We start from the raw sequence: 18104 nt of genomic DNA, 5'->3' as shown, positions 1-18104 counted from the left end.
CGTGTTACAGTCGATCGCCTTAGCGTGGAGGTGTATCTTGATCGCGCGGCGACCGGCGCCGCAGCGGCTGAGCGAGTCGCACATCGCATGCGCAACGTTATCGGTCGGAAGGGACGCGTGACAATAATGTTCGCATCGGCACCTTCGCAGCGTGAATTTCTCGCGACCCTCGCCCGAATGGATCACATCGATTGGTCGCGCGTGGTGGCATTGCAGATGGACGAGTATGTGAGTCTGCCGGGGTCGAGGCAAACGCTGGCGCGCTTCCTCGAGGAGCACCTGTACGAAGTGGTCCGTCCGGGGGTGATGCACACTCTTCTCGCGGTCGGCGAGGATGCGACGCATGCGCGCCTCCGCTACATCGAGATCCTCACGCATTCTCCGGTGGACATCGTCTGTGCCGGGATCGGGGAGAATGGTCACTTGGCATTCAACGACCCCCCCGCGAACTTCGACGATCCGGAGCTCGTCAGGCTTGCGGCCTTGGATGCGCGGAGCCGGGAACAACAGGTTCACGATGCTCAATTCGAATCTTTGGCCCAAGTGCCGACACATGCGCTTACCGTCACCGTCACCGCTCTCATGCAGACCAACTATCTGTCCTGTGTTGTTCCGGGACGGGCAAAGTCCGAAGCAGTGAGGACGACCCTTCTGGAACCTGTATCGCCCATGTGTCCCGCGAGCATTCTCCGCTCGCATCGGGACGCGGTACTCTACCTCGATGAAGCCGCGGCGGCTTCGCTCCGCGGTGGATCGGTATTTGCCGGAGGCCCGGCGGACGCGCGTGACGAAAGAGGAACGACTCGCCTATGAGCGGCGACGACGACGAGCAGCCAAACCGGCTACGTCTCCCAATCCGCCACTATCAAATCGCGCGACTCTATGGGCCTGGCATGCCGGCCGCGGGCGACGAGGGGTTACACGAAAAGCAACTCGACGCGCCGGCTGGGCAGGTTGGGCTGGTATGCGTCCATTGTTGGAATTTGGGGGAGTCGACTGGACCCTATCCCATCGGCCCCGATGCGCATTGTCCGGGTGAAGCCGCCGACTGGGTCCCCACGGCACACGAGATCATCGCCAATTACATCAAGCCGGCTGTGGACGCGGCCAGAGCCGCGGGCGTCGCCGTCTTTCACCTGGCGCAGTCTGGATATGCTCCAAAGTATCCTCAGTATCTAAAGATCGCAGTCGACCCTGCCCTGCAGCCGCCGGGCCCTCAACAGTCCGTCGAGGGATGCGTGCGTCCGTGGTCGGTCGAGGAAAGAAGGCACGACCTGTATGGCGCTGATTTCCCGGGACCCGCCTGGCGGACGCATGCGGACCGATTCGATATCGCCCAAGCAGTCCGGCCGCTACCCCATGAAGAGGTGTTCTTGGATGGGTGGCAATTGAACGGCTTATGTCGCCGAATGGATATCGACACGCTCTTTTACATGGGATTTATGGCTGATGTGTGCTTGGTGAACGTTCCAGGGGCCCTGCGTGAAATGGCGACGAAGTTCCGGTACCGATGTGTCGTGTTGCGCGAATGCACGACGGCATATGAGTTTCCTGAAACCTATGATGGCAGGTGGATGACCCACGCGGCGATCCGCGTAATCGAAATGGACTTGGGGTACTCGGCGTCGGCACGAGATTTCGTGGCCGCTTGCCGCGCCGGCGCCCAGTGAGAACCAAAGTGACGCCAGAAACCGCCGACGACAATCCACGAGGCCCAATGTCCGGTGTGCGCGTTCTGGACATTTCCAACATCATCGCCGGGCCGTTCGCTTCCTGTCTGCTCGCCGACTTCGGCGCGGACGTCGTCAAAGTGGAGATGCCGGAGAGGGGTGATGCTCTCCGCCTGATGCCCCCCCACAAAGATGGAGTGTCGCTGTGGTGGAAGGTTACCAATCGCAACAAACGGTCCATCACAATCGATCTGCGTAAGCCCGAGGGACAGGAGTTGGTGCGCCGCCTTATCGTGCACTTTGACGTCCTCATCGAAAGCTTTAGGCCCGGGGTTTTGGAGCGATGGGGGTTGGGTTGGGACACATTGCACAAGCTGCGCCCGCAGCTCACGATGCTGCGGATTACGGGTTATGGTCAGACGGGCCCCTACGCCGGTCGCGCCGGATTTGCGCGCATGGCCGAGGCATTCGCCGGTTTGGCGAATATTACCGGAACTCCCGAAACGGCGCCGCAGCACGCCGGCTACCCCATCGCCGACGCCCTGACTGGGGTGTTTGGCGCGATGGCCGTCGGTTTTGCGCTCGCGGAACGCGAGCGCACAGCCGGAGACGGCCAGTGCATCGACCTGTCCCTCTACGAGGCCGTCCTGCGTATCCTCGAGTATCTGGTCATCGAGTATGATCAACTTCGGGCGGTTCGCCAGCGCGGCGGGAATCTTAGCCAGTATGTCGCGCCGGCCAACGTCTATCAAACCAGTGACGACCGCTGGGTCAGTATTGCGACATCGACCCCGACGATCTACGAGCGATTCATGGGCGCGATCGGAAAGCCCGACCTCGTTCACAATCCGGAGACGAGCACGCCTGAGTTGCGCCTCCACCAGCGGGACAGGCTAGACCGCGTGGTGGCCGAATGGGTTGCCGCGCGCACGTTTGCCGAGGTGGATGCCGCTTTGGCGCCGGCGGATGTGGCCTATGCTCGAGTCAACAGTGTGCGCGACATCTTCGAAGATCCGCATATCGCAGCCCGTCAGAACATCGTGGCCGTATCCGACGCTGAACTGGGTTCCGTACGCATGCAGGGCGTGACGCCGCGGTTCTCGAGGACGCCGGGACAAGTTCGCTGGGCAGGTCCGGGTCTGGGCGCTCATACCGGAGAAGTCCTCAAAGAGTTGCTCAGTCTCTCAGACAGCGAAATCGATGCTTTGCGAGCCAGTAATATTATCTAACGTCGACCAAGGCGGTCTTGGCGACGTGACCGAACAAGCGCGCCCTCCTTTAGAATCGGGCGATTGTCACCGTGCGACCATCTCGGGCCGATTGACCAGCCGCTAGCGCAGCTGCCATCGCGTGGAAGGTGTCTGACGTGGCCACGATCGGCCGGCGGCCAGCTACCACTGCCTCGGCGAAATCGACGAAGACGTTCTGCGCGGGCGGTATGTCACGTACTGTCGTACGTTCTGTTTCGGTGATAACCGTCACGGGGCCATCGGCAGCCATTTCGACTTGTCCGCGCGTCCCGACTATCTTGACTCTGCAATCCATTTTGCCGAAGGGTGCCTGAAGGAGACGATGGTATTCGATCAGAGCCGGAATACCGGTCTCCATCTGAAACAAAGCGGCCCCAGCATCATCCATATACTGGTCGTCGCGGTTCCCGACGTTCACCTCATGGGCGCTTACCTGTTGATACCGTAGTCCGGTGGCCCAGGTCAGGTAATCCGCATCATGGATGGCGAGATCCGGCATCAGTCCGCCGGAGAGACGGCGATCGAAGTACCAGCGCGCGCGGGTCGCACGGCGCAATTGTGCCGCTCGCTTTGCGTACGCAAGCGCCGGCGTACCGATGGCGCCAGATTGAATGATTTGTCGGACAGCCCGGTATCGAGGATTGCCGCGCAGCGCCAATAGCATGCCGATTTCTAACTCGGGGTGGCGTGCGCTCTCGTCCACCACCCGAGCGAACATCTCCGCGTCGGTGACGAGCGGCTTGTCGGTGATGACGTGCTTACCGGCTCGGAGTGCTTCTAAGACCGTTGCGCCGTGTCGGTTTGGAACCAGGCAGACGGCGACAACGTCGACCGAGCAGTGCTCCAATAGCGCGCCAATTGATTCATAAACCGGTACGTGATGTTCGGCGGTGAAAGCCTCAGCCTGCTCACCCAAAACGGCCGCGCCAACGAGATGGATGCCCGCCGTTTCTTTGACGCCGGCGAGCACATACGAGGCATGTCCCTCGAGGCCAACAAGCGCGACCGATACGGGCGTGAAGTGCGCTCCTTTCTCAAGTTCGGTCAAGTGATCCGGCCGTGGGGGCACAAAGAGCCCCTATAGCGGCCCGATTATGGTCGAGGCGGTGTTCTTCGCTTGACAGAGGATTGATGTATCAGACATCGTATTTTAGGTATCGATAATTGTCAAGAACGATCAAGTCCGGTCAAGTCCGGGAGGGATCCGGTATGAGCAATAGACGCGGGAGCAATCGCTGGGGAGTTCGGGCTCCGAGGGGACAGCGCACGTACACGAGGGCGCAGGTTCTAAAGATTGGAGCGGCAGCGTTGGGATCAGGCTTAGTTGCGCTCAATCGGGGAGGTGATGCCTCCCGGGCCATAGCGGCCGCACCAGAGCTTTCTGGGACGCTTTCCATCACCTGGTACCATTCCCTCGCGTACAAACAACCGGAGACGAAGCGTCTTTACGATCAGTATATGGCGCTCAATCCGAAGGTGAAGATTGTGGACGACGTCGAGCCTACGAACGATGCGCCGGCCTGGTTGCAGACGAGGATGATGGGTGGCAGCATGAGCGACTTGTATGAGGCCGATAGTGTCAACCTCGTTCTTGGTGTTGTTCCAAAGAAGTGGTTCGTCGCCCTAGATCCATACCTCGAGCAGCCCAATCGTTACGTTTCGGGTAACCGGCGGTGGCGCGATCTGATTCAGCCGCCGCACTTGCTCGACCAAGGCATGTACCTGGATAATAAGACGTACGTGTTCGCCACGGAGTACGCTGATTGGGCGATCTTTTACAACAAAGATCTATTCAAGAAGGTTGGTGTAACACCGCCGGCTACCTGGGCGGATCTCATGGCCGTCTCGCGAAAGATGGCGGACGCGGGCCACCCGGCTTTTGGTCTCGCAGGCCTCAGAAGAGCCATTCAACCGTTCGGCACTGTGGTGGAAAGCATGTTGTGGGCGGGCGCCTTCAAGCACGGCCCTGACGATCCGTATGTCATGTCGCCCCTGGATTTCTGCCGCGCTGTTAAGGCAGGCCGGTATTCGAAGACAGCCGAACGTACTCGGCAAGCCTGGCAGCTTATCAAAGACTTCTCGCAATTTTGGGCTCGCGGCACGTTGACCGCAACCGAATTTCGTGCCTTCACGTCCGGGAACACAGCGATGTGGTACGACAACACCGGATACGCGATCTCCATGCAGAAGACCGTCGGCAAGGACTTCGAAGTTGGCATATTTCCTATCCCGCCGATCACAAAGCCATCGTCACCCCTGGCTATCGGCGATAGCCATACGGGGATCGGGGCCATGGCGGGTGGACATCCGATTGCCATACCGACCACGACGGTCAGTAGGGGGACCCTCCCGCTGGCCCTCGACTTCCTGCAGTTCTACACGGTGGCTGATGTCGTCTACCCGCTGGCAGTAGCGTATGGTGCGGTTCCGGCGGTCGTCGGGGCGAGGAACCTGCCGCCCCTGGTCAAACAGTCGTACGATGAGATCATCGCTCGGCAGAGCCTGCTCGGGCCGGTCCACTTCGATCTATCGCCAAGGCTGAGCCGGGGTGAACACGACTTCTTGCAGGGATATCTCGCGGGATCACTCAGTTTGGAGGCAGCAACGGCTCAGTTGAATCAGGTGTGCCACGAGGTTGCCGACGCCGCCCTGGCCAGTGTCGGCCTCTCTTGAAGTTCGGCCATGGGTGGCGGAGAATCTTAGCATTCAGTGTGTTGAAGACGCCCGATTTGATTTGAGGTGATGAGCATACTATCGGTTGGCAGTGCAGGAGTAGTCGGCGCGCCTCGGCCGAGCGCGGGCCGGCAGCGCGCGCGCACGCGGCTCGCCTACCTATTTATCGCTCCCGGCCTCGTGATGCTGCTTGTTTTCAGATACTATCCGGCCCTGTCGGCACTCTACCATTCTTTAACGACTTGGGACGGAACGAGCCCCCCGATTTTTGTGGGGTTGGCGAACTTCCGCAGCTTCTTTGCGGATCCGATTTTTGGCCGCTCGGTGCTGAACGTTGGGGAGTTGACATTGTTCTGGATGGTGCAGGCGGTGACGGTGCCGCTCATTGTGGCGCAGCTCATCCTCGGCATCAAGAGCCCGCGACTTCAGTTCATCTATCGCCTCTTTTTCGTTCTGCCTCTCGTGGTGCCCGCCGTGGTGAATATTCTGCTTTGGCAGTTCATTTACGCTGGCGACGGTCCGTTGAACCAGGTACTCGGCGCTTTGCACCTCAACCGCCTGGAACAGGATTGGCTAGGCAATCCGCAGACCGCGCTCTACGCCATTATGGCCATGGGCTTCCCCTGGGTTGAAGGTGTCGGCCTATTGATCTACACCGCCGGCCTCCAGGCGATTCCTCACGAGATCGTGGAGGCGGCACACATCGACGGAGCCGGCGCTGTGCGGATGTTCTTCGCCGTGCAGATTCCACAGATCGTGGGGCAGCTGCGGCTCATGTGGGTGCTGGCGATCATTGACGGTATTCAGAGTTTCACGCGCGTCCTTATCCTCACGCAGGGCGGGCCGGGCTACGCGACGACGGTGCCGGCCTTACGGATGTATATCGAAGCTTTCGAGAATCAACGTATGGGTCGCGCGTGCGCCATCGGTACTGTGCTCTTTGCTGCGATTCTCGTGCTCACGTTCATCAACCTGCGGTCCATACGGTCAAGGGTTGAGTACGAGCCGGATCGGGCCGATCTCCCAGTTCAGCCCAGCGGCGCACTGGCGGGAAGCTGGCGCGTGCCGGACACATCCGACACCGCGGGAACGTCATGACGCGTCTGGCCCGCTACGTGCATGAAGGCGGCCGTCACACGCTGCTGTGGCTGCTCATTGGGCTCACCTTCTTTCCTTTCATCCTCATGGTCATCACGAGCTTCAAGGACAATACGCAGTTTTACCGCTCGTTTTTCGCGGTGACGCTGCCGCTGCACTACAGCAACTACGGTCTGGCATGGGCCGATATCAATCACTACATTCTGAACAGTTTGATCGTGACAGCGTTCTCCACAGCGGGCGTCGTCGTGGTCTCGTCACTGGCTGCGTATGCCTTCGCGCGCTTTGCGTTCCCGGGGAAGGAAGTACTCTATTACCTGGTGATCGCGTTGATGATGGTACCGGGAGTGCTGACACTGGTGCCCAGTTTCGTGTTGGTCAAGGAACTCGGCCTGCTCAACACCCGGCAGGCCCTGATCCTGCCGTATATCGCGGGAGGCGAGGTGTTCGGGATCTTTGTTCTGCGTGCGTTCTTTGCGACGCTGCCGGAGGAGCTGTTCGAGGCCGCTCGGATTGACGGGGCTAGTGAGGCAGTTACCTTCTGGCGCATCGCGCTGCCACTCACCAAGCCGGCGCTCGGCGCGATCGCTATTTTGCAAGTGCTCTACAGTTGGAACGACTATGTGTGGCCCCTGATCACCGTGTTCGACAGCTCGCTGAAGACGCTAACACTGGGTTTGCTTGACTTTCAAAACAAATACGTGACGAACTGGGGACCGTTGATGGCCGCGTACACCATCGCGAGCATCCCCTTACTCATTCTCTTCGCCCTCGCTACGCGGACGTTTATCACGGGATTGATGTCCGGCGGGTTGAAACTGTAGCCGGCCCAGATCGTGCAACAGGAGGTTGGCGCCATGCCCGAAACGATACACAGCTTCGACAGGTCGCTAGCTGAATTCAGACGTGCCCTCGCGGTGATCCCCGCGGGAAGTCAGACGAACAGCAAGCGACCCGGGCGGTTTGCTTTCGGACGGTACCCCATCTATGCCAGTCATGGCCGCGGTGGCCATATTTGGGATATCGATGGTAATGAATATGTCGATTTCGTGATGGCGCTGGGGCCGATCACCTTGGGCTATTGCTACCCGGCTGTGGACGAGGCAATCAAGGTGCAACTCGGCCGGGGCATCATATACAGCCTCCTAGCCGAGGTCGAGGTCGCCGCGGCAGAAGCGGTGGTGGCGGCGGTCCCGTGTGCGGAGCAGGTACGCTTTCTCAAGTCCGGAGGCGAGGCCACCTCCGCAGCCGCGCGAATCGCGCGGGCCTACACGGGACGGGAGAAAGTGGCCAACTGCGGATACCGCGGCTGGCACGATCAGTGGATGATCTCAGGCAACGAGGAGGGTGTCCCGCACGCGTTGCGAGCCCATACGCTGCCATTTGAGTTCAACAACCTCTCCTCCCTTGAAACGGCGCTGGACAGCAACAGGGGCGCGGTTGCTGCCGTGATACTCGACCCGGCGCGCCGCGATGTTCCCGCGCCGGGCTTCCTGGAAGGCGTCCGAGAACTGGCTCGGGCCCATGGCGCCTTGCTTATCTTTGATGAAGTTGTCACGGGCTTTCGCGTAGCCCTGGGCGGCGCGCAGGAGTACTTTGGGGTCACGCCCGATTTGGCGTGCTTTGCCAAGGGAGTTGCGAATGGGATGCCGCTTGCCGCCGTTTGCGGCTCGCGCGCAGTCATGCAGGCGGCAGAGCGACTGACAGTTACGACGACCTACGGCGGCGAAGCACTTTCACTGGCGGCTGCCGTGGCAACCATTAATGAGTATCGCACCGAGAAAGTCTTCGCTCACGTTTGGCGACTGGGCGAACGGCTGATGCGTGGTTTGAATGACGCGGCACGCTCGGCCGGTGTTGCATTTCGCTGCTTTGGGCTGGCGCCGATGAGCGCCATGAAGTTCGACTCGGCCGCGCCAGACGCTGAGGCGCTATCGTGGAGTTACTTTCTCCAGGAAACGGCGCGGCGCGGCGTGCTATTTCGGCGCGGCGGCTTGAACTTTGTCGCCTTTACGCACACCGAGCAAGATATCGACACCAGCACAGCAATAGTGAGGGAGGTCTTGGGCGGCTTGCGGCGCCACCTAGATGCCGGTAGCTTACGACGGGCCGTGCCGGACGAACGTGAGGTCCAACGCCTTTGACCTCGCCTGAGTATAGAGCCATGCACTCGAAAACTGATGAGTCATGCGCGAGAAGCGCCGCATTAACATAGCGCTGATTGGCGCCGGATTCATCGCGGAGACGCGGGCTCGGTGCTACGCGACCGTATCAGGCTACGACGTGCGGATCGCGGCCGTCGCCGGTCGGTCCCGCGACCGCGCCGAGGCATATGCCCGCAGGTACGGCGTTCCGGACGTATACGATGACTACCGGGAGATCCTCCTCCGCCCCGACATTGACATCGTGGACCTCTGCGTCCCGAACCATCTTCACCGGTCCATGGTCGAAGATGCCGTTGTGGCCGGCAAGCACGTTGTCTGCGCGAAGCCCCTCACCGCATTTGATGGGTATGGCCTGCCCCCGGACACGGACGTCGCCGCAGTGCCCCGCGCACAGATGCTGGCGGGCGCGGTCGCCAACGCCGACGCGATGGTCACCGCCGCCGAGCGGGCTCGCGTGCGCCTCATGTACGCCGAGAACTGGGTGTATGCTCCGTCGATCGCAAAGGCGGATCGCCTGGCGGCCGCGTCGGGCGGGGCGATTCTCGAGATGCGCGGTGGCGAGTGCCACAGTGGATCTCACTCGCCTTACGCTCGGGAGTGGCGATTCACAGGTGGTGGTGCGCTGCTTCGCCTCGGCGTCCATCCGATCGGCGCGATGCTGCACTTGAAACGGCGGGAAGGCTTTCGTCGCGCAGGTGTGCCCATCCGGCCCCGTGCCGTCGTCGCTGACGTGGGCGACCTGACACGTACGCCGGCCTTTCAGCGGGAAGAACACCACTGGATCGGCACCGGCTGGGTGGATGTGGAGAACTGGGGTTGCCTCCTCATCACCTTCGAGGACGGCACCCGGGGAGTCGTCTGGGCTTCGGATGCCGTGCTGGGCGGGATGGAGAGCATCCTACAGGTCTTTCTGTCAAACGCGCACATCAAGTGCAGCATGGAGCACACCAATCTCGTGCAGGCGTTTGCGCCCGACCCCACTGTCTTCGAGAACGAATATCTGATGGAGAAACTCGAGACCAAGGCCGGCTGGAGCTCTCCGGCTCCGGACGAGGATTGGGCGCAAGGCCACCGGCAGGTCCTTCAAGACTTCGTGGAGTGTGTGGCCGAGGACCGTGAGCCGCTCGCCAGTGGACGCCTCGGCCGCGACGTCGTCGAGGTGGTCTACGCCGGCTATCTTTCCGCCGCAGAAGGACGGCGCGTCGAATTGGAGCCGTAGATAACCATTCGATTCCATCGGCGTTCTCCCATCCAGCTGGTCGGCGACCCGGTGAGGCCCTGCAGCAGTGCTCAACCATAATCCGGCCTTGCCCCTAACCGCAATGACGAAGATATCGTCTGATCCTTGTCGGAAATGCTCACTCAGCACTGTACAACACCCAACCGTTTTACACGCGTGATCTGGGAACGGCTCCCATGAACGACGGCGGCGGCTTCTGTGAAGGACGCCCGAGACGCCTAGCCTATCGTCCGGCGCGTCGTTTCGCTCATATTGGTGCGTTCGCCACACCTTTGGCGTCCGAAACCCTCAGAATCCGTGAACGGACGGGAGGCCCGGATCACCGGTATTGGTGCGTTTCGGGCTCAGAACGCCCGGATGAACGCGGCTCGGGCGGCCGCGCTCGCGTCCCGATCGCTCACGGTGCAGTAGACCTGGGACGAACTGATCGACCGGCGGCAGGCCGGCCGCCTCGGCCAGGCGCCGCCAGAGTCGGGCGAAGGTCGAGCGGTTCATCTGGCCGCCGTGGGAGGAGACGAACAGGACGCCGCTCCCGCCGTGCCCGCAGCCAACGGCTGAGCACGCGCACCTCGTCCAGCAGCGGCTGGCCCGGGTGGCGCTCGAGCGTCTGCACCGTGGTGAGACTGCCCTTTAGCCGCTCGACGCGGATCCACCCCTCTTTCACGTTGACGTGCTCGACCCGCATGCCCGTGACCTCCGACACCCGCAGGCCGTGCCGGATCGCAAGCAGGACCATAGCGTGTGCGCGGGGACCATGCCGCTTGGCGGCCTCGAGGAGCCGGAGCACCTCCTCCTTCTCCAGCGCGACGAGTCTCATTTGGACACTACCTCCGACTCAGCAATACGACCCCTCTTTCGTAAAGCTAGAATGAGTCCCTCTTGTACCGTGCGCTTGGCGTGGTACGCTCGGTCCATTGAGGAAGGCAAGGATCCGGACCTACCGGACGCGCTACGAAGAACCCTGGACCGCCTCGGTCGCAGAACGCTCGCGGCCGTCAGCCGGTATGCGGCGTCCAGACTGGGAGCGATGGGTGGCGTCAAGGGCGGCAAGAAGGCGTGGGAGGTTGCCCTAGCCCATAATGTCCCCTTTGATTGCGGGTCATGATTGCTGGGAGGTAGCTTGCCTCGTTCTGTCACCCCAGGCGCCCATCTTGCGCAATCCCCGACACGTATGGGTGGACGCGGGCAGAGTGGGATGGCCGATGTTGATTTGTAATCAGATGCGCCAGGCCCAAGAGAGAAGTTTCCGGGAAGTCTACGACAGCCTGCTGTGGGGCATGTTGAGAAGAGCGGCATAAGATTCGCGTCGCTTGGTGAACGAGCCGGGATCTGCGGCTCAAGGTTTGGAAGCTGACTTGTGAGCCGGGCTGCCCCTGCGGGAGCACATATTGACCCTGGAAGAGAACCTGCACGCCTCGGGCACTACTTGGCGCAGGCTATACGCCGTGAGGAGGTAGCGGAGCCATGGGCAATTCACCACCCCGTGGAGCTCCGTTCGCGGCTTTACAAGGTCCGGCAGCCTCCACGCTCGTGTGCTTTACCATCGGGGAGCGCACCTATGCCTTGGCCCTTGAGCATGTTAAGGAGTTGCTCCGGATGGTCGCAATCACGCCTCTTTCCAACGTCCCTTCTGAAGTCGTCGGGGCCATCAACCTGCGGGGACACATCATTCCCGTGATCTCTCTCCGGGCTCGCATGGGTCTCCCCTCCAGGGAACCGACGCTCACTGATCGCATTATGGTCGTTCACGCGGGTGAGCAGACTGTCGGATTGCTGGTAGATGGTGTCGAGGAGGTCGTGACCGCGGAGCAGGTGGAGGTGCAAAGCGTGGCAGTCGACCCGACTGGACAACGCACGTCGCTTGTCGCACAGCTCCACGATCGCTCGATCCCCGTCTTGGAACCCGAGATGCTCTATGCGCCGGAGGAGATGGGCTCGGTGCCAATCTCCCGGAGCGAAGGAATGCCGTGATCCGCCTCGACGATGTAGCCTACCGGCGCTTTCGTGACCTTATCGCTTCGAGGGCCGGGCTAGCGTTTCCGGATCAACGACGGGCGGACCTGGAGGCGGGGGTACGGAGGGCCCTGGTCCAGTCCACGCACCACGATCTTGACAGCTATTACGCATTACTGGCCGATGGGGTTCGTGGAAGAGCCGCGTTCGAACGACTGCTGAGACACCTGACCGTGGGCGAGACGTACTTTTTCCGGAACCGCGAGCAATTCGACGCGCTGCAGCAGCAGATTCTCCCCCAGTTGATCGCCTCGAATCGCGCTTCCCGTCGCCTGCGAATTTGGGCCGCTGGGTGCGCTTCGGGTGAAGAGCCCTACTCCGTGGCCATGGTGCTTCGGGAGTTGCTTCCCGACGTCGACACCTGGACCATTCTGATCCTAGGCACAGACATTAACGAGGAGCAGCTCCGCACGGCTGAGAGGGCATGCTACGGGAAATGGTCCTTTCGCGGGTGCCCTCCAGGCATCCAGGCTCGGTACTTCACTCAGCACGGAGCGGAGTTCCATCTCAGGCCTGAGATCGGGACGATGGTATCCTTCGCCCACCACAACCTCATCGAGGGACCATATCCACCCCTCGCGGGCGGCCCCGAAGGGATGGATCTCATCCTCTGCCGCAATGTCACCATCTACTTCGACAGTCACACGACTCAGCAAGTGGTGAGTCGCTTTTACGACGCCCTGGTTGAGGGCGGATGGCTCCTCGTCGGCCATGCCGAGCCGTCGCTTGAGATCTACCGGCGCTTTCAGATCAGGACCTTCCCTAATGCGATGGCCTATCAGAAGGTGACGACGCAGCCATCCGTGCCGGCCCCTCATTTGCCATGGACGCCCCCCGACGAGACCCCGAGGCGGAATTCTTTCGCTGACCCTGCCCCCCGCATGGACGCGGGCCATCAGGGTCCTCTCCCGGGCGCAACAGTGGCAGGAGCGGCGTCCGCAACCGCGGAGGAGGCGTACCGGCAGGCTCGCGAGCACGCGGACCACGGTCGCCTCGAGGACGCCCATGCCGTGATTGCGGACATGCTGGCCATCGATCCGCTGCAGGCGAGGGCCCACTACCTGAGGGGGCTCGTCTATCAAGAGCAAGCACGCTGGGAGGTCAGCGTGGAGGCCTTCAGAAGCGCGATCTTCCTGGATCCCGAGTTCGTTCTGGCCTACGTTGTGCTCGCCGACGTGGCGATGCACGCCGGGAACAATCGTCAGGCTCGAAAGTGCCTGGAGGTGGCCCACCGCCTCCTTCGAGCGCGACCGAGGGAGGAGCCCATCCCTGACGGCGAGGGCGTGACGGTGGGCCAGCTTCTGGACGCGGTGGCCATGAAACTGAATCACCGGTGAGGCGAAATCACGATGGAGACCCGGACCCCCGTCGATGTCCAGCGCATTCTCGAAGAGCGTGCGCGCAGACTCTCCATCGTCCCCGAGCTCCCCTACGCAGGGGAGCAGAAGCAGATCGTAACCTTCGTTATCGGCGGCGAGGCCTATGGGATCGACGTGACGCACATCCACCAGATCCACCCCGTGCGGGGGCTCGTGACGCTCCCTTCCACACCCGAATTTGTGGCGGGGGTGATCAACATCCGCGGGACCCTCTATTCGGTCATCAACCTGCGGCGGTTCCTTGGCCTGCTCGATGCCGGAGCCGGCAGTCCGGCCAAAGTGGTCCTGGTGACGGGGGCAGGGCTGACCGTCGGAATCCTTGCCGATGAGGTCGGCGATGTCCGCACCGTGCCCGTGCAGGACATTGGGAAGATGTCGTCGCTCGATTGGGCGGTTAGAGAGGAGTACGTGTTCGGTATCATGCCCGATGCGCTCATCATCTTGAACCTCGATGCCATCCTTGGAGACCGGCGGATGATCGTGGCCGCCGCTGACATGGAGTGATGATCCTGAGCCGCGGTCGCTATTAACGAAAGCAGGTGACGGGCGATGAAATGGTCGATCGGACGAAGAATCGGGGCCGGGTTCGGGCTGGCACTGGTGCTCTTGGCTGTCACGGACATCTTCGCCTACCGGATCACGGTGCAGCTCGTTGAGTCCAGCCGTCAGGTGACGGTCTCCCTCCAGGTGCTTGAGCACCTCGAGACGCTGCTTTCGACACTCAAAGACGCCGAGACCGGTCAGCGCGGGTACATCATCACTGGAGACGAGCGGTATCTGGCACCGTACAACAGCGCCGTCGCGGTCGTCAGCCAGGAACAAAGCGCTCTCCAACAACTCGTTGGTGCTGCCCCTGGTTTGCAGCGCGGGCTTGACGCCCTCGCTCCCCTGATCGCGGACAAACTTTCCGAACTCAACAAGACCATCAGTCTCCGGAGAAGCAAGGGATTTGCGGCGGCGACCCAGGTGATTCTGGACGGTCGCGGCAAGACCATCATGGACGAGATCCGGAAGGTGATTGGCACACAGCAGGACGACGAGCGCGTTCTGCTCCGGCAGAGGGATGGGGCAGCCGGTGCCATAGCTCGCGACACTATCCGCGGTATCACATACGGCGCGATTCTGAGCGTGCTCCTGCTCGTTTCGATCGGGTTCGTCGTCACTCGTCGGATCACCCGAAATGTCGGCGAAGTCGCGCGCGCCGCTCAGGGGCTGGCGGGCGGCGATCTGACGCATCGTGCCGATGTCCACAGTGGCGATGAGGTCGAGGCCATGGCCACTGCCTTTAACCGGATGGCCGAACGTCTTCAGGAAATGGTCGAAGCCGAGCGCCTCATGAAGGAGAAGCTGCAAAACACCGTGCGCGATTACAAGGTCCTGGCGGAGCGTGTGGCGCAAGGTGATCTGACCGCGCGGTTGGCCCAAGATGGCCAGGACGAGCTCGGAGTGCTCGGCCTTCACCTCAACACCATGGTGGTGAGCCTCCACGAACTCGCCAGTCAGGTGGGGAAGGGCGCGGGGAGCATCACCTCGGCCGCGGCGGAGATCCTTGCAGCGGTCACGCAGCACACGGCCAGCGCGACGGAGCAAGCAGCGGCGATCTCCCAAACTGGCACGACGGTGGACGAGGTCCGGGCCGCTGCTGAGCAGGCGCAGGAGCGGGCGGAAGGGGTCGCCGAGGCGTCCCAGAACGCGGCAAAGATCGGCCAGACCGGCCTGGAGAACGTGCAGGCGATCGTCCAGGGTATGCAAGAGATCCGCGCCAAGGTCGACGCGATTGCCCAGGACATCCTGGCACTCAGCGAGCAGACCCAGCAGATCGGGGACATCACCACGACGGTCAACGACCTCGCCGACCAATCCAACCTCTTGGCCCTGAACGCGGCGATTGAGGCGGCCAAAGCTGGAGAGCACGGCAGGGGGTTCGCCGTCGTGGCCGCCGAGGTGCGCACCCTTGCCGAGCAGTCCAAGCAGGCCACTGCTCGCGTGCGGGCGATTCTGGGGGAGATCCAGCGAGCCACCAACGCCGCCGTGATAGCGACGGAGCAGGGGACGAAGAATGCCGAGGCGGGGGTAGTGATGGCTCAAAAGGCGGGCGAGGGCATCCGGCAGCTCGCAGAGACGATCCGGGAAGCTTCGCAGGCGGCCCAGCAGATCGCGGCCTCGGCCCGACAGCAGAGCCTCGGCATGGGCCAGATCGCCCAGGCCATGAAGGATATCACCCAGGCCACCACGCAAGCCGTCGCGGGGTCTCGCCAGTCTCAGCAAGCCGCAGAGCACCTGAACGAGCTGGCCGGTGAGTTGCGCGGGACAGTGGAGCGGTACAAGATTGGTTAGAGCATCGGCTTCATTGGACGATGAGTTCCTGCGCCGGCTTCGAACGACCTTCTTCGCGGAAGCCGAGGAACATCTCCAGTCGATGACCGGGCTCCTCCTGGAATTAGAGAAAGACCTCACGCCAGACCTGCGCCGAGGCCACCTGGAGGCGTTCTTCCGGGAGGCGCACAGCCTGAAGGGAGCGGCGCAAGCTGTTGGGTTCGATGACATCGAAGCCAGGGCCCACGAACTGGAGTCCCGGCTGTCAGAGATGAAGACAGGGAATGCAGCGCTAGGCCCGGAGACCTTGACCTTTATCTATCAGAGGCTTGATGGGATTGCCGCAGCCATGAAGACCGTGCCCCCGGACCCGAGTTCCCAGGTGGACACGTCCATCTCACGGGAGGACACGCAGGCCGGGGTACCGCGACCTGCACCGGCGACCGTCCCGGGACCCGGGCAGGCTGCCCCTCCTGCCTCGGCAGGTGGAGATGGGTCCCGTCTGGCCAATGCCGCTCCCACCGTCATGCCGACCGTGCGTGTGCCCGCAGCGAAGCTGGACTCGTTTTTGGCCGAGGCAGGAGAGCTGCTCGTGGCCAGGATGGGTGTGGAGCAGCCTGTCGAGACCCTTGGATCGGTCGCGGACCTGGCCAACCGCTGGCATGACGACTGGCGCCAGGTCCGGGGGATGATCCAAAAGCGCGGTTGGCCTGACGAAGGCGGCGCCCCGCCGGCAGAACTGCTCCGGTTCCTGCACCGGAACGAGGAGCGCCTCCGGGAACTGCAGGAGCAGATGCACTGCTTGCGACACCGCTTCAAGGCCGAAACCCGGCGCCTGGCCCAGGTGAGTGCGAACCTCCAGGATGAGGTGAAGCGGATCCGGTTGCTGCCTATCTCGACCGTCTTCAACCTGTTCCCCCGAATGGTGCGTGATCTGGCTCGCGAGAAGGGCAAGCGGGTCACCCTGCAGGTGGTGGGCGCCGACACCGAGCTCGACAAGACGGTTCTCGAGCTGCTCAAGGACCCTCTCGTTCACCTCGTGCGCAACTGCCTGGATCACGGCATCGAGTCCCCGCAGGACCGGGAGCGGGTGGGAAAGCCTCCGGAAGGGACCATTACGCTCGAGGCAGGCTCGGAAGGCGGAAGCGTCACCCTCGCAGTGGCCGATGACGGGAGAGGGATTGATACCCAGCGGGTCAAGGAAGCGGCGCTGCGGAAGGGCATCGTGGAGGCGGAGGAATTAGCCGCGATGGACGAGCAAGCAGCGCTGGCCCTGGTGCTTCGGCCGGGCCTCTCCACCAACGCGATGATTACGGATCTCTCCGGGCGTGGCGTAGGGCTCGATGTGGTCCGAGAGCACATCGAGCGGCTGCACGGCCGGGTCGAGATCTCCTCCACACTCGGCGGAGGGACGCGGGTCGTTCTGACCGTGCCCGTGACGCTCACCACGACCCAGGGGCTCCTGGTAGAAGCAGCGGGCCAGACCTTTGCGATCCCTCTCGGCAACGTGGAGCGGATCCTCCGCGTGTCACGGGAGCAGATGGTTGCCGTGGCAGGGCAAGACGCTATTCGTTACAACGGTCGTCCTGTCACTCTCGTTGGCCTCGAGGACATTCTCGGTCTGCCTCCTGTCGCCGTCGCCGCGAAGGACCCACTGCCGGACGACACCGTCACCGCGGTTGTCCTCGCGTCAGGGGAGCAGCGGGCCGCGTTCCGCGTGCGGCGCCTCTTGGGTGAGCAGGAGATCGTCATCAAGAGCCTGGGTCCGCAGCTTGCCAAAGTCAGGCATGTCATCGGCGCCGCCATCCTGGGCACCGGCGAGGTTGTGGTCGTCCTCAACGTGATCGATTTGTTGAGATCCGCCGGGCGCGCGCAGATCCGAAGGCACATGACCCGGCCGGGTGCCCCGGCCGTTGCGGAGGAGCGGCAAACGATCCTGGTGGTCGATGACTCCATCACCACGCGAACGCTTGTGAAGACGATCCTTGAGGCGGCAGGGTACGAGGTTCTGGTGGCGATCGACGGGGTCGAAGCGTGGAACGTCCTGCAGGCCGACGGGTGCGACCTAGTTGTGACAGACGTGGCGATGCCCGGCATGGATGGGTTCGAGTTGACCACACGGCTTCGGAGCGATGAGGCCCTCAAGCGCATGCCGGTGATCCTGGTGACGTCGCTAGAGACCCGCGAGGACAAAGAGCGAGGGATCGCGGCCGGGGCAGATGCGTACATCATGAAAAGCATGTTTGACCAGGCCAACCTACTCGAGACGATTCGACAGCTACTCTAGGAGCGAGACCTTG

The 18104-nt window shown here is 62.3% G+C and carries 15 protein-coding genes; 13 read left to right on the top strand and 2 right to left on the bottom strand.

The window, feature by feature from the left end; all coding sequences use genetic code 11:
• The first annotated feature begins 30 nt into the window (after positions 1-30).
• From VKV57_12035 to VKV57_12025, 3 genes are read left to right on the top strand one after another with little or no spacing between them, the layout of a single operon-like run.
• Positions 31-813: a 6-phosphogluconolactonase gene (locus tag VKV57_12035; GenBank protein ID HLW60638.1), complete on the top strand. Its 783-nt coding sequence runs from the start codon at positions 31-33 to the stop codon at positions 811-813.
• Positions 810-1670, top strand: coding sequence for a hypothetical protein (locus VKV57_12030; protein ID HLW60637.1), 861 nt, complete (start codon positions 810-812; stop codon positions 1668-1670). The genes VKV57_12035 and VKV57_12030 overlap by 4 nt, the downstream gene beginning before the upstream one ends.
• Before the next feature lie 8 nt (positions 1671-1678).
• Positions 1679-2899 carry a CoA transferase gene (locus tag VKV57_12025; protein HLW60636.1) on the top strand — a complete coding sequence of 407 codons (1221 nt, stop codon included), beginning with the start codon at positions 1679-1681 and terminating at the stop codon, positions 2897-2899.
• A gap of 49 nt (positions 2900-2948) precedes the next feature.
• On the opposite strand, the gene VKV57_12020 is transcribed toward VKV57_12025, so the two are convergent.
• On the bottom strand, positions 2949-3968 hold the full coding sequence (locus VKV57_12020) for a Gfo/Idh/MocA family oxidoreductase (protein HLW60635.1): 1020 nt from the start codon (positions 3966-3968) through the stop codon (positions 2949-2951).
• Positions 3969-4228: 260 nt separating this feature from the next.
• On the opposite strand from VKV57_12020, the gene VKV57_12015 reads away from it, so the two are divergent.
• From VKV57_12015 to VKV57_11995, 5 genes are all read left to right on the top strand, one after another.
• Complete coding sequence (locus VKV57_12015; protein HLW60634.1) at positions 4229-5593, top strand: ABC transporter substrate-binding protein; 1365 nt, start codon at positions 4229-4231, stop codon at positions 5591-5593.
• 69 nt (positions 5594-5662) lie between these two features.
• Positions 5663-6691, top strand: a complete 1029-nt coding sequence (locus tag VKV57_12010; GenBank protein HLW60633.1) for a sugar ABC transporter permease — start codon at positions 5663-5665, stop codon at positions 6689-6691.
• A complete protein-coding gene (locus VKV57_12005; GenBank protein ID HLW60632.1) occupies positions 6688-7515 on the top strand; it encodes a carbohydrate ABC transporter permease in 828 nt (275 codons plus the stop codon). Before VKV57_12010 ends, VKV57_12005 begins: the two co-directional genes overlap by 4 nt.
• Positions 7516-7548: 33 nt before the next feature.
• Entirely contained in the window at positions 7549-8835 is a 1287-nt protein-coding gene (locus VKV57_12000; protein HLW60631.1) for an aminotransferase class III-fold pyridoxal phosphate-dependent enzyme, read from the top strand.
• Positions 8836-8878: 43 nt separating this feature from the next.
• The gene (locus VKV57_11995; protein ID HLW60630.1) at positions 8879-10075 is read left to right on the top strand and encodes a Gfo/Idh/MocA family oxidoreductase; all 1197 of its coding nucleotides are present in this window, start codon (positions 8879-8881) and stop codon (positions 10073-10075) included.
• 418 nt (positions 10076-10493) lie between these two features.
• On the opposite strand, the gene VKV57_11990 is transcribed toward VKV57_11995, so the two are convergent.
• Entirely contained in the window at positions 10494-10913 is a 420-nt protein-coding gene (locus VKV57_11990) for a tyrosine-type recombinase/integrase (GenBank protein ID HLW60629.1), read from the bottom strand.
• A gap of 647 nt (positions 10914-11560) precedes the next feature.
• Here VKV57_11990 and VKV57_11985 point away from each other — a divergent pair.
• Genes VKV57_11985 through VKV57_11965 form a run of 5 tightly spaced genes read left to right on the top strand, consistent with a single transcriptional unit; the run spans position 11561 to position 18091 of the window.
• Positions 11561-12067, top strand: coding sequence for a chemotaxis protein CheW (locus VKV57_11985; GenBank protein HLW60628.1), 507 nt, complete (start codon positions 11561-11563; stop codon positions 12065-12067).
• Positions 12064-13446 (top strand): CheR family methyltransferase, encoded by a 1383-nt coding sequence (locus VKV57_11980; protein HLW60627.1) that lies wholly within the window; start codon positions 12064-12066, stop codon positions 13444-13446. The genes VKV57_11985 and VKV57_11980 overlap by 4 nt, the downstream gene beginning before the upstream one ends.
• Before the next feature lie 12 nt (positions 13447-13458).
• A complete protein-coding gene (locus VKV57_11975; protein HLW60626.1) occupies positions 13459-13992 on the top strand; it encodes a chemotaxis protein CheW in 534 nt (177 codons plus the stop codon).
• 45 nt (positions 13993-14037) lie between these two features.
• Positions 14038-15825 (top strand): CHASE3 domain-containing protein, encoded by a 1788-nt coding sequence (locus VKV57_11970; GenBank protein HLW60625.1) that lies wholly within the window; start codon positions 14038-14040, stop codon positions 15823-15825.
• Positions 15818-18091 carry a hybrid sensor histidine kinase/response regulator gene (locus VKV57_11965; GenBank protein HLW60624.1) on the top strand — a complete coding sequence of 758 codons (2274 nt, stop codon included), beginning with the start codon at positions 15818-15820 and terminating at the stop codon, positions 18089-18091. The genes VKV57_11970 and VKV57_11965 overlap by 8 nt, the downstream gene beginning before the upstream one ends.
• Positions 18092-18104 lie beyond the last annotated feature (13 nt).

This window comes from bacterium (genome assembly GCA_035307765.1).
In the GTDB taxonomy this organism is placed as follows: domain Bacteria; phylum Sysuimicrobiota; class Sysuimicrobiia; order Sysuimicrobiales; family Segetimicrobiaceae; genus Segetimicrobium.
This window is presented reverse-complemented; position numbering and strand designations above follow the sequence as displayed.

Bases quoted from the DNA above. Each gene is read 5' to 3' on its own strand.
- VKV57_12030 (HLW60637.1), top strand. From the start codon at position 810: ATGAGCGGCGACGACGACGAGCAGCCAAACCGGCTACGTCTCCCAATC.
- VKV57_12010 (HLW60633.1), top strand. From the start codon at position 5,663: ATGAGCATACTATCGGTTGGCAGTGCAGGAGTAGTCGGCGCGCCTCGG.
- VKV57_12005 (HLW60632.1), top strand. From the start codon at position 6,688: ATGACGCGTCTGGCCCGCTACGTGCATGAAGGCGGCCGTCACACGCTG.
- VKV57_12000 (HLW60631.1), top strand. From the start codon at position 7,549: ATGCCCGAAACGATACACAGCTTCGACAGGTCGCTAGCTGAATTCAGA.
- VKV57_11995 (HLW60630.1), top strand. From the start codon at position 8,879: ATGCGCGAGAAGCGCCGCATTAACATAGCGCTGATTGGCGCCGGATTC.
- VKV57_11990 (HLW60629.1), bottom strand. From the start codon at position 10,913: ATGAGACTCGTCGCGCTGGAGAAGGAGGAGGTGCTCCGGCTCCTCGAG.
- VKV57_11985 (HLW60628.1), top strand. From the start codon at position 11,561: ATGGGCAATTCACCACCCCGTGGAGCTCCGTTCGCGGCTTTACAAGGT.
- VKV57_11975 (HLW60626.1), top strand. From the start codon at position 13,459: ATGGAGACCCGGACCCCCGTCGATGTCCAGCGCATTCTCGAAGAGCGT.
- VKV57_11970 (HLW60625.1), top strand. From the start codon at position 14,038: ATGAAATGGTCGATCGGACGAAGAATCGGGGCCGGGTTCGGGCTGGCA.